This is a genomic window from Mucilaginibacter segetis, from assembly GCF_016522075.1.
Lineage (GTDB): Bacteria > Bacteroidota > Bacteroidia > Sphingobacteriales > Sphingobacteriaceae > Mucilaginibacter > Mucilaginibacter segetis.
Genome location: NZ_JAEHFW010000003.1, coordinates 585245 through 596681, shown reverse-complemented (window position 1 = coordinate 596681; position 11437 = coordinate 585245). Strand labels below are relative to the sequence as shown.

The following is an 11437-nucleotide window of genomic DNA, read 5'->3' as shown; positions in this document are numbered from 1 at the left end:
TAAGTTACAGTAATTTTTAATATAAAATATACGGCTCTTTTTTAACATTCCTAAAAATAAATCTCAAAAAATCAATAAAAAACCTTACATTTGCGCCCTAAAAATCGTATACATCGTATGAAATTATCCCAGTTTAAATTCAATTTACCGGAGTCATTAATTGCCGATACACCATCAGACATTCGTGACGAATCACGTTTGATGGTTTTACACCGCGACTCAGGAAAAATTGAGCATAAAATATTTAAGGATGTACTTGATTACTTTGATGAGCAGGATGTTATGATCCTTAACAACACCAAGGTATTCCCTGCCCGCATGTATGGCAATAAGGAAAAAACAGGTGCAACCATCGAAGTTTTTTTACTGCGCGAATTAAATAAAGAATTACGCCTTTGGGATGTTTTGGTTGATCCGGCACGTAAAATCCGTGTGGGTAATAAATTATATTTTGGCGATGATGACCTGCTGATAGCTGAGGTGGTTGACAACACCACATCACGTGGCAGAACCATTCGCTTTTTATTTGATGGTACTGACGAGGAATTCAGAAGAAACGTAGAGATTTTAGGAGAAACACCACTACCTAAATATATAAAACGCAAGGCTACCGCCGAAGATAAAGAGCGTTACCAAACTATATTTGCCAAACACGAAGGAGCTGTTGCCGCTCCTACTGCAGGCTTGCACTTTAGCCGTGAGCTGATGAAACGCCTGGAATTAAAGGGTGTGGAATTTGCTGAGGTTACCTTACACGTAGGATTAGGCACCTTTCGCCAGGTTGAGGTGGAGGACCTTACCAAACATAAAATGGACTCAGAACAGTTTATAATTGAGCAGAAACAAGCCGATATTGTAAACCGTGCTATCGAGAAAAAGAAACGTGTTTGTGCCGTGGGTACCACCTCTATGCGTACAATCGAATCGGCTGTTTCTGCTGGTAAAACGCTAAAAGCTGCTAACGACTGGACCAGCAAGTTTATTTTTCCGCCGTATGAGTTCAGTATCGCCAACTCCATGATCACTAATTTCCATACTCCGGAGTCGACCTTGTTAATGATGATAAGCGCTTTTGGCGGTTATGAGCAGGTAATGCACGCTTATGAAGTTGCGGTTAAAGAAAAGTATCGTTTTTACAGCTATGGTGATGCCATGCTGATCATATAAGTTATATATCCAAAATTTACTAAAAAGGGCTATGAGAAATCATATCCCTTTTTTTGTGAAATGTTTATACCTTCATTATTATTACAAAACGGGTATGGATATAATTAAATACATGCTAACATTATTTCTAATAGTTATCGTTTTATATATTATATGGAAAGTAAAATACAGCAAATACAATTACCTTAGCAAACACGGTATATATTCTACAGCCACTATTTTGAACATCATACAAACCAACTCATGGTCTGCATCGTCTAACAGTTCAGAAAAACTTTGGATATTTGAAATTTCAATTTCCATTCACGAACCGAATGAAATAAACCGAATTGTTAACTTACGACAGGAATTTGCATCTTCAGAACAACCCGAAATCAATGAAAAGGTTACTGTGTGGATAGATCCTGAGGACAAAAATAATGTTATGATAAGAAACGATGGGTTTAAGCCAAATAGTAAAGTAACCCTTTTGGGAATTGATATACCTTACAGAAAAACCTCAGTTAAAATTAAGCAATAAGTTAGCTCATTTTTGAATATGTCCATTTCTACAGCGCATAATTCTAACTCTCAATCTAAAACTTACGCCGTTATAGTAGCCGGTGGTACGGGTACACGTATGCAGTCTGTTGTACCTAAGCAATTTTTATTGCTCAATAATCGGCCCGTATTAATGCACACTATAGAAGCATTTAGTAACGGCCAAACCGCCCCGCAAATTATTGTAGTACTACATGCTGATTATCACGAAATGTGGAGAGAATTATGCCTTGTGCATAACTTTACTATACCACACCTATTGATAAATGGCGGCGAAACACGTTTTCACTCTGTAAAAAACGCTATTGACCAGATTTCCGAAAAAAATGTGCTAATTGCTGTACACGATGCTGTACGCCCGTTAATTAGTGAAAAAGTAATTCAGGAGGCTTACCAAAGTGCACTTGATAACGGTACGGCAGTAACAGCCGTTAAAAGCCGCGATTCTGTAAGGCAGCTAAAAGAAGGCACCACAACAGCGCTTAACCGCGACGAGGTGTATCTGATACAAACCCCACAAACATTCCGTTCAGCGCTAATTAAAAAGGCATATGAGCAGCCCTATACCGCCTTATTTACCGACGATGCATCCGTTGTGGAAAGTTCAGGCATAAAAATAAATCTTATTGAAGGCAGCCACAGTAATATTAAAATAACTTTCCCCGAAGATATAGCCATTGCCGAAACCCTTATTAAACAAAAAAGCCATCAGCTATAAAACTAATGGCTCGTATTTATTAATAAATACCTTATCAGGCCCTTCTTATCACCCCTAAAAGCAAAGCTACAATGGCAATAACCAATAAAATGTGGATTATACCACCAGCATTTGCGTAAAAAAATCCGAATGCCCATCCTATTACAAGGATAACAGCAATTATGTACAATAAACCTCTCATGTTGTAATGTTTTTAAGTTGTTAAGTATTAAATGTTATAAGTTACGCTTAACAATGCCAAAACCATTCCAAAAAGGAGTTCAAACAAAAAAAGCACTGATTTTCAGTGCTTTTTTTATATTCAGGCGTTTTTTAATATTCGTCTTCGTTAAAAAAGAAGTCATCCTTTGTAGGATAATCAGGCCATATCTCTTCAATATTCTCATATGGCTCACCATCATCCTCCAGGGCCTGCAGGTTCTCAATAACCTCAACGGGCGCTCCGGAACGAATGGCGTAATCTATTAATTCATCTTTTGTTGCCGGCCATGGCGCATCTTCCAAATGGGATGCAAGTTCAAGTGTCCAATACATGTCTTTATATTAATTGGTAAATTATACTTTTTCGCAAAAGTATAATATTTTTAAGTTGATTATTACTATTTTTTTGTAATTTTTTTAAACTCTTGCAATCCACTGATTTTCAGGTATTTTATTGTCATTACCAATAGCACGCGCTAAGGTAAAAAGATAGTCGCTAAGCCTGTTCAGGTAAATATTCACCCGCTCATCAACCTGGCTTACCTCAGCCAGATGAACCGAAATACGCTCTGCCCGCCTGCATACACATCGCGCTATGTGACAATACGATACCGTTGTGCTGCCGCCGGGTAATATAAAATGCCTTAATTCGGGCAGTTGTTCATTCATGGCGTCCATTTCTTTTTCCAGCAGCTCAATATCCGCATCCGTCAGATCGGGGATCACCATTTTTGATTTTTCCGGATCGGCCGCTAACGAGGCTCCAATGGTAAAAAGCCTGTCCTGTATTTGCTTTAGTATATTTTGGTAGTGTTCGCCTATTTCCTGATCACGAATTAAACCGATATAGGAGTTAAGTTCATCAACAGTACCATAGCTCTCTATCCGCAGGTGATGCTTGGGTACGCGGGTACCGCCTATCAGCGAGGTATACCCTTTATCGCCGGTTTTAGTGTATATCTTCATATATGGTTATAATTAAAAATATTTAACAACGTTTCTTCTTTTTGTGCGAAATATAAGTTGTTTAAACTTAAACTTGCAGTAGGTGTTTTGCTCAAATATATATTATTTATAAACTATGAAACCCATGGTATCAACCGCCAAACTGGCCTTTACAGGTTTATTTTCCGTAGTGCTGTTAAGTTTTAATTGCGGCAACAGCAGTAGTTCATCGGCCGCACACAAAGAAACTGAAGCTTCTGTCGCACCCCGGCCTTCCTTTTCGGCGCTATTAAGCGAAAAACAGTTTAATGAACTTTTTCCGGAACGGAATAAATTTTATACTTATCAGGCATTTATAAAAGCGGTGAATGAACTGGCCAATATCAAGGTAAAGGTGGTAAGACGGGCGGTATCCGTTTATCAGTTTACCCGAACAGACAAATCTACCGGCAAGGCAACAGTTGTGCGCCAGGATGGGGATTGGGATGAGGCCTGGGCCAAGGTTAAACCCGACAGCACTTACACTGTTGATTACGGTAATTTTTGCACCGAAGCAGATGCTCAAACCAACAAACGGGAACTGGCGGCTTTTTTTGCCCATATAGCGCATGAAACACGCCACGGCCAAAACGGAAGCTATACCGATGGTTTAATGGAGTTGCATGAAGAGAATACCGCATTAAACTATATAAGCGACAGTGACGAATACCCACCCGTAAAAGGAAAAAAATATTATGGTCGCGGCCCTATGCAACTAAGCTATAATGGCAACTATGGTTACGCGTCTGATTGTATTTTTGGCGATAAAAACATTCTGCTTAATAACCCCGACCTGGTAGAGACCGACCCCGTAGTATCATTTAAAACCGCTATATATTTTTGGATGACACCCGAAACCCATAAACCATCGGCCCACGATGTAATGATAGGAAAATGGCAGCCCTCTGCCGATGATAAGGCAAAAGGGCGTGTACCGGGCTTCGGTATGACCATTAACATTGTGAACGGAGCCGTAGAGTGCAACCAGGGCGAAGATATATACAGCATGCACGATCGTATTGGTTTTTACCAGTTCTTTTTAAAGGAATTAGGAGCCAGCGATAATAACTGTGCTTGTTCATGCGGTAGCATGGCGCCATACAGGTAACTTTTCTTTCATCCTGTTTCCTATTAAATATTTAATAGTAACTTAAATTTTATAGTTTTGGTTATTAGTGAAACGTGTCATAATTACTGGCTTTTATATTTTGCACTTTTTGAATGCATTTGCGCAAAGTTCTGCTCAAAAACATAAAGAAGATGCACTTAGCAATAGCTACTTTTCTTCAACAGAATTAAAGCCTGAGTTTCTTAAGTATAATTTCTCGGAGATATTTACCCATACCAAAAACTCTGACGTTTATGGTTTTATAGGGGACAATTATCAGCGTATTCGGGTGAAATTCATTTCTGTCGAAAAGAATCCGGTACATGCCGACACCTATAGCATTTACGGAAAATCAATGGTTAAGAATAACATTGATGAATTTTACGGAGTCATAAAAATAACAAACATCCGGGCTGTAAAAAACATCTCATACGGAGTTGACAATGAATACAAAAGCAAGGGCATTAAGGGTGAATACACTATAATTGGCGATTACTTATTAAAGGAAAATAGTCAACAAACTCATTCAGGTGTACTTAAGGGATGTTTTATTTCATATTTCTATATCGATAATAAAAACGCGCTCCGTTACGACGATATAAATTTTAACGCCGACGGTTATTCAAATAATGAATTTGTTGGTGAATGGATAAGCTATAATGGTAAGCTGATAAAAAAATGCAATTGGGGAGATTTTAGAATACCGGATTCGGGTGATTTAGATATTGGTGCGGCAGAGTTTTCGCCTGCGACTAAATATTTAACAAATGGCTGGCAAACTCTTCGGGATATAGAAAACCCTGCTTCTAAAAGGATTGAAAATATAAAATGGTGGGAGTAACCTTTTGAATTAAACAAAACAACCACCCTATTTTAATAAGCAAATTCCTTTTTATTAATTTAGCACAACTATATTAATAAATGGATGCACTACCTTTTAATGCTACTGACTTAAGCGCGGCCGATATTGAACACTTTCAATCAACTCACCGTGAACTAAAAGCTAAATTCCCTGTTCAGCATACCGGCTATATTAATTTCCATCTGGAAGATTTTGAAGCCTTTAATGCCTATCACAGCTTTAACGTTCGCGATTCGTATGTTATAAAAAACGGCTACAGCGACTGTTATCTGCTTTTTGCGGACACTCATTTAAAAAAAGTAATTTCAAAAAGTAAAGTAACCGACGTTTATGAACACCAAACCTGGGCACTGGCCTATTTAAAACACGATTTGGGCCGGGTAAAAATACGCCCCGAAACGCTGGTAGATAAAATAGCAGAGCTGATACACCCCATTGAACTTGATTTTAAGGAAGATAAGGCTTTTAGCGACACTTTTTATGTATTGGTTGATGACCATGAAAAAGCAGTAAAAGGTATAGACCGCACCTTCCGTAATGCGGTGATGGATATACGCGAAGATGATTTCGTGATAGAAATTGTAAATCACACGCTTATCATCGGCAATAAAAAGCCGGTATCGCCAAAAAAAGCTGTTTATATGGCTGAATTTGTTTGCAGGCTGGCAGCGCTGAATTGTTAAATATCAGGTCGCTGCTACGTCGCGGTTACGAACGGTTTGTATATTTTCGTTCATAGAATCATTTTCCACCAATCCATCGCGCATACGCACAATGCGGTGAGCATGCAGGGCAATATCCTCTTCGTGCGTAACCAGTATTATAGTGTTGCCTTTAGCGTGAATATCTTCCATCAGGCCCATAATTTCTATAGATGTTTTGGTATCCAGGTTACCTGTGGGCTCATCTGCCAGTATGATCGACGGATCATTGATCAGCGCGCGGGCCACAGCTACACGCTGGCGCTGCCCGCCTGATAGTTCGTTAGGCCGGTGATCCATACGATTTCCCAGTCCTACATTTTCAAGCGCGGCCTTTGCACGTGCCTGCCTTTTCTCTTTATTTATCCCGGCATACACTAAAGGCAGGGCAACATTATCAAGCGCACTGTTACGCGGTAAAAGGTTAAACGTTTGAAAAACAAAGCCTATCTCATTATTACGTACCTCCGCCAGTTCATTGTCTGACATATGGCTTACATTAATACCGTTCAAAATATACTCACCTTTGGTTGGCGTATCCAAACAGCCCAGTATATTCATTAAAGTGGATTTGCCGGAACCTGAAGGACCCATTAATGCTACAAATTCGCCTTTGTTAATGGTAAGCGAAACATCTTTAATAGCATGTATGATCTCGGCGCCTATAACATACTTGCGCCCGATATTTTTTATGGTAATTAATGGTCCTGCTTTACTGGTATCTATTGGCTTCATCCGTTTTTATTTTCTTTGACAATAGGGCGGTGTAAAATGTTACAGATATATCGATAAAAGATAAAAAAGTAGCTCTGTGCGGTTGCCACCGTCTGCTACCCTCTTTAGTTTACTTGTTGATAACTTTAGCCACCAAAAAATATTTATCGTCGTGTTCAGGTGCGTTTTTTAGCGCTTCTTCGGTTGTAATATCCTGTTTAACCACATCTTCACGCAAAACATTCACTTCCTCGGTCATATAAACCAAAGGTTCAACCCCGGCGGTATCAACCTCATTCAGCTTATCCATAAAGCCAAGTATCTTGTTCATATCCTTTATCATCTCCTGCTTTTCGGCATCAGCTAATTCAAGCCGGGCAAGGTGAGCTATTTTATCAACTGTTTTTTCGTCTATGGTCATCCTTCAAATTTATTATTAATAATACTGTGCACCTTATCACGCAAAGCATCAGCGTCGTCCAGTGTTAAATGTGCAGTTTCGATAGGGCTGTGTACAAATATATTACAAACGCCGGGTTTTGAACCATGTTCTAATCCATTATCCCATAATACCCTCCAGGTATTTAATGACGTTACCGGAATTATGGGCACTTTTTGTTCAATAGCCAGCCTGAACGGTCCGTTCTTAAAAGCGTGTAAATGCGGGGGGTAGCTGTCAGGTATGGTAGCCTCCGGAAAAATGATCATCGTAACATTATTTTCTAACCGCTCCATAGCCAGCTTAAATGCCCGGAACGAAGCGATCTTGCTTTCCCGGTTAACCGGAATATCAACAGAGCGGAAAAATAATCCGGTAACCAGCCCGTCCAGTAATTCCTGTTTGCCCATAAAACAGCAATTGCTTTTTACAAGCAGGCTCATGGCGGTAATATCCAGGTTAGAAGTGTGATTTGCACAAACGATATAAGTTTTATTCCAGTCGATAGGTTGCTCAAATTCAAAACTGTATGAAATGCCTACCATAAATGAACTGACGAAGCCCCATGCCCTGCGCAGCCTGTTCATATACACGTAGCGGGATGGTTTACGGGAAAAATAGTACAAAAAAGGCCAAAACAGGAAATAAAAAAATGCAACACTACCTTGATACAGGTATACATGCACTTTCTTGAATATCATTTTCATCGCCCTCAAAAATAGAAAAAATACTTACTTTCGCCCCATTATGGAAACAGTTGTTAGTGGCATACGCTCAACCGGAAATCTGCATTTAGGAAATTATTACGGAGCAGTACAAAACTTCGTGAAGATGCAGCATGAGTATAATTGCTTTTTTTTTATCGCCGATCTGCATTCGTTAACTACGCACCCTACTCCTGCTAATCTGCATAATAATGTGAAACAGGTATTGGTAGAGTATCTGGCAGCGGGTATCGATCCGGAAAAGGCTACCATATATGTACAAAGCGATGTACCCGAAATTTCGGAACTGTATTTATACATGAACATGAACGCCTACCTGGGCGAACTGGAACGCAGCACATCTTTTAAAGATAAGGTGCGCTCACAGCCTGATAATGTAAACGCCGGCTTACTTACCTACCCTGTTTTAATGGCTGCAGATATCATTATCCATAAGGCAACCAAAGTACCCGTAGGTAAAGATCAGGAACAGCACCTGGAAATGGCCCGCACCTTTGGCAACCGCTTTAACCGCCTGTATAACCATGATTATTTCCCAGAACCTTATGCTTTTACCTTTAGCGAAAACCTGGTAAAAATACCGGGACTTGATGGTAAAGGAAAAATGGGAAAATCTGAGGGGGAAGGTAACGCGGTGTATTTATCTGACACGCCCGAAGCTATACGTAAAAAGGTAATGCGTGCCGTTACCGATAGCGGCCCTACACAGGAAAATCAGCAAAAACCACAGGAGATACAAAACCTGTTCGACCTGATGAAGGTGGTTTCATCTCCGGACACCTACACGCATTTTGATGACCTTTATAATAACTGTAGCATACGTTACGGCGACATGAAAAAGCAGCTTGCCGAAGATATGATCATAGCTACCGCGCCTATACGCGAAAAAATTAATGAGATAGCTAATGATGCGCCTTATTTAAGGCAGGTTGCGCGTTACGGTGCCGTTAAGGCCCGCGAAAGCGCTTCAAAAACCTTAAAAGAAGTACGTGAGATCATCGGCTTCCGTAACTTTTAAACATCCATTTTGCTGAGCATGGACAAGGGTTGAAGAAAATTGCAGATTTTAAGTTTTTTAATTAAGCTAAAACTGTAAATTGTAAAAATTCTTGTTCAGAGACAAATTATTATAAAATGCACATTGCTATCGTAGGAAACATAGGTGCCGGTAAAACCACCCTTACAGAAATGCTGGCCCGTAATTATGGCTGGGATCCTCTTTTTGAAGCTGTTGACAATAACCCTTATCTGGAAGATTTTTACAGCGAAATGAAACGCTGGAGCTTTAACCTGCAAATTTATTTTCTGAATAGCCGGTACCGCCAGATCATCGACATCCAAAAAAGCGGGCGCAACATTATACAGGACCGTACCATATATGAGGACGCCTACATTTTTGCCGAGAACCTGCATGACATGGGCCTGATGACCACCCGCGACTACGAGAACTACCAGAGTATGTTTGATAACATTACCGAGTTTATTAAACCACCCGATCTACTGGTATATCTTAAAGCATCCGTACCTACTTTGGTTAATAACATCCAGCGCCGCGGCCGCGAATATGAAATAGGCATCCGTATTGATTACCTTTCCAAACTGAACGAAAAGTATAACAAATGGATAAATGGCTATAATTTAGGCAAGCTGCTGGTATTGGATAAAGATAAATTAGATTTCGCCAACAATACCGAAGACATGGCCTTCATTGTTAACCTGATTGAAAGGGAGATTAACGGGTTGTTTTAGCTAAGGGTTAGTTTGCATATTACTTAAATCCTAAAACTTTCAGTTGCACCCCGGGTTTCTTTAAAAAAGAGACTGATATGTGCAAACCATTATACAAATTCCTGCTATTGATGATATTTTGCGCAGGCTTATCGGCTTGCAGTAAAACAGGGCCGTTCTCGTTTCTGAAAAAACAATCGCCGCATGATGCCTACGCCCAAAAACTGCGCGATGCCGGGTTCGCCCAAACCGCTATGGGCAGCGCCTGGCTCCAAAACGCGCAAAGCATTATCAGCACACCGCTTGATATAGCTATTCCCTATAAAGAGACAGGCTACTTTGGTCAGGAAAAAGCAACCGGTACTGCACTGCGGTTTGATGCCAAACGCGGCCAAAAACTACATATCAGCATCACCAAAAAACCCATTCAAAACTTTAATATTTACGTTGATCTGTTTAGCGTACAAACATCCGGACAGGCAAAAAGAGATGCCTATGCCGATACCTCCGGCTCAGGTTTAATTTATGAAGTAAAACAAACGGGTAAATATATTTTACGCTTGCAGCCGGAACTGCTGCGTAGCGGCGAATACACCCTCACCATAACAACCGGCCCTTCGTTAGGCTTCCCGGTGGCGGCATCGGGCAAGCCGCATATAGGCAGCTTTTTTGGCGACAGTCGCGATGAAGGCGGCAGGCAACATGAGGGCGTAGATATTTTTGCACCAAAGCGTACCCCGGCCATAGCTGCCGCTAATGGTATAATTACAAGGGTAACCGTTAATAATTTGGGTGGCAATGTAGTCTTTCTTCACCCCGATGATGAGGATTACACCCTGTATTATGCCCATCTGGATGAACAATTGGTACAACCGGGACAAAGTGTCAGGCTCGGCGATACCGTTGGCCTGGTAGGCAATACCGGCAATGCACGTACCACACCTTCGCATTTACATTTCGGCATATATACAGGCAGCGGCGCTATTGACCCGCTAGCGTTTGTAGACAGGGATATAAAACACCCGGTTACTGTTACCGCACCTTTAAATTTGCTGAATGCTACGGTACGCACGCTTGGTGAAAACGATAAAATTTATGAAATGCCCTCCACCAGGGCAGCTGTGGCAGATAATCCCGGAGTACAAACCGCATTAACTGTAAATGCCGCAACCGACAATTGGTATAAAGTTACTTTGCCTAACGGTAAATTAGGTTTTATCAGCAGCAAATCGGTAACCGGAGTAAAAACGATCCGTAGTATAACTCTAAAGACAGACCAGCCACTATATAATGCACCTGATAGCCTTAACGCTCCCCGAAAAAAAATAATTGTAAGCGGCCGTAAGGTAAACCTGCTGGCAGTATATAAAAATTACAACCTGGTAGATGCCGACGGCGAAACCGGCTGGATATATGCCGGGCGTTAAATTGGTTTGCTTTAAGTCGCTAATTATTCCTTCCACATTTATACTTTTCCTGATAAAAGCCCGCATTTTTTCTTACTTTTGTATCCCGTACACAAACATTTGGTTTCGGCATAAAACCCGGCA

At 40.6% G+C, this 11437-nt stretch carries 15 protein-coding genes; 9 read left to right on the top strand and 6 right to left on the bottom strand.

From position 1 onward, the window contains the following. The first annotated feature begins 117 nt into the window (after positions 1 to 117). The 3 genes from queA (at position 118) to I5M19_RS16400 (ending at position 2425) form a co-directional block, all read left to right on the top strand. Positions 118 to 1167, top strand: coding sequence for a tRNA preQ1(34) S-adenosylmethionine ribosyltransferase-isomerase QueA (queA, locus tag I5M19_RS16410; RefSeq protein WP_200067440.1), 1050 nt, complete (start codon positions 118 to 120; stop codon positions 1165 to 1167). Positions 1168 to 1279: 112 nt separating this feature from the next. Beyond that, a complete protein-coding gene (locus I5M19_RS16405) occupies positions 1280 to 1687 on the top strand; it encodes a hypothetical protein (RefSeq protein WP_200067439.1) in 408 nt (135 codons plus the stop codon). 18 nt (positions 1688 to 1705) lie between these two features. After that, complete coding sequence (locus tag I5M19_RS16400; RefSeq protein WP_200067438.1) at positions 1706 to 2425, top strand: 2-C-methyl-D-erythritol 4-phosphate cytidylyltransferase; 720 nt, start codon at positions 1706 to 1708, stop codon at positions 2423 to 2425. A gap of 34 nt (positions 2426 to 2459) precedes the next feature. On the opposite strand, the gene I5M19_RS16395 is transcribed toward I5M19_RS16400, so the two are convergent. The 3 genes from I5M19_RS16395 to I5M19_RS16385 all read right to left on the bottom strand — a co-directional run bounded on the left by I5M19_RS16395 (position 2460) and on the right by I5M19_RS16385 (position 3592). Continuing rightward, entirely contained in the window at positions 2460 to 2606 is a 147-nt protein-coding gene (locus I5M19_RS16395) for a lmo0937 family membrane protein (RefSeq protein WP_200067437.1), read from the bottom strand. Between the two features lie 131 nt (positions 2607 to 2737). After that, positions 2738 to 2959: a DUF2795 domain-containing protein gene (locus I5M19_RS16390; RefSeq protein WP_002996718.1), complete on the bottom strand. Its 222-nt coding sequence runs from the start codon at positions 2957 to 2959 to the stop codon at positions 2738 to 2740. Positions 2960 to 3043: 84 nt separating this feature from the next. Then, positions 3044 to 3592 carry a cob(I)yrinic acid a,c-diamide adenosyltransferase gene (locus I5M19_RS16385; RefSeq protein ID WP_200067436.1) on the bottom strand — a complete coding sequence of 183 codons (549 nt, stop codon included), beginning with the start codon at positions 3590 to 3592 and terminating at the stop codon, positions 3044 to 3046. Between the two features lie 115 nt (positions 3593 to 3707). On the opposite strand from I5M19_RS16385, the gene I5M19_RS16380 reads away from it, so the two are divergent. The 3 genes from I5M19_RS16380 (at position 3708) to I5M19_RS16370 (ending at position 6263) form a co-directional block, all read left to right on the top strand. Beyond that, complete coding sequence (locus I5M19_RS16380; protein WP_200067435.1) at positions 3708 to 4718, top strand: chitinase; 1011 nt, start codon at positions 3708 to 3710, stop codon at positions 4716 to 4718. Between the two features lie 109 nt (positions 4719 to 4827). Beyond that, a complete protein-coding gene (locus I5M19_RS16375; RefSeq protein WP_200067434.1) occupies positions 4828 to 5559 on the top strand; it encodes a hypothetical protein in 732 nt (243 codons plus the stop codon). 80 nt (positions 5560 to 5639) lie between these two features. Continuing rightward, positions 5640 to 6263, top strand: coding sequence for a hypothetical protein (locus I5M19_RS16370; protein ID WP_200067433.1), 624 nt, complete (start codon positions 5640 to 5642; stop codon positions 6261 to 6263). A gap of 3 nt (positions 6264 to 6266) precedes the next feature. Here I5M19_RS16370 and I5M19_RS16365 read toward each other — a convergent pair whose 3' ends face one another. From I5M19_RS16365 to I5M19_RS16355, 3 genes are all read right to left on the bottom strand, one after another. Continuing rightward, complete coding sequence (locus I5M19_RS16365; protein ID WP_200067432.1) at positions 6267 to 7016, bottom strand: ABC transporter ATP-binding protein; 750 nt, start codon at positions 7014 to 7016, stop codon at positions 6267 to 6269. A gap of 109 nt (positions 7017 to 7125) precedes the next feature. Further along, complete coding sequence (gatC, locus tag I5M19_RS16360; RefSeq protein WP_200067431.1) at positions 7126 to 7416, bottom strand: Asp-tRNA(Asn)/Glu-tRNA(Gln) amidotransferase subunit GatC; 291 nt, start codon at positions 7414 to 7416, stop codon at positions 7126 to 7128. Next, a complete protein-coding gene (locus tag I5M19_RS16355; protein WP_235985863.1) occupies positions 7413 to 8135 on the bottom strand; it encodes a lysophospholipid acyltransferase family protein in 723 nt (240 codons plus the stop codon). Before I5M19_RS16355 ends, gatC begins: the two co-directional genes overlap by 4 nt. A gap of 46 nt (positions 8136 to 8181) precedes the next feature. Here I5M19_RS16355 and trpS point away from each other — a divergent pair, with 46 nt between their 5' ends. The 3 genes from trpS to I5M19_RS16340 all read left to right on the top strand — a co-directional run bounded on the left by trpS (position 8182) and on the right by I5M19_RS16340 (position 11314). Next, the gene (trpS, locus tag I5M19_RS16350) at positions 8182 to 9177 is read left to right on the top strand and encodes a tryptophan--tRNA ligase (RefSeq protein ID WP_200067429.1); all 996 of its coding nucleotides are present in this window, start codon (positions 8182 to 8184) and stop codon (positions 9175 to 9177) included. 116 nt (positions 9178 to 9293) lie between these two features. After that, on the top strand, positions 9294 to 9908 hold the full coding sequence (locus I5M19_RS16345) for a deoxynucleoside kinase (RefSeq protein ID WP_200067428.1): 615 nt from the start codon (positions 9294 to 9296) through the stop codon (positions 9906 to 9908). Between the two features lie 77 nt (positions 9909 to 9985). Then, entirely contained in the window at positions 9986 to 11314 is a 1329-nt protein-coding gene (locus I5M19_RS16340) for a M23 family metallopeptidase (RefSeq protein WP_200067427.1), read from the top strand. Positions 11315 to 11437 lie beyond the last annotated feature (123 nt).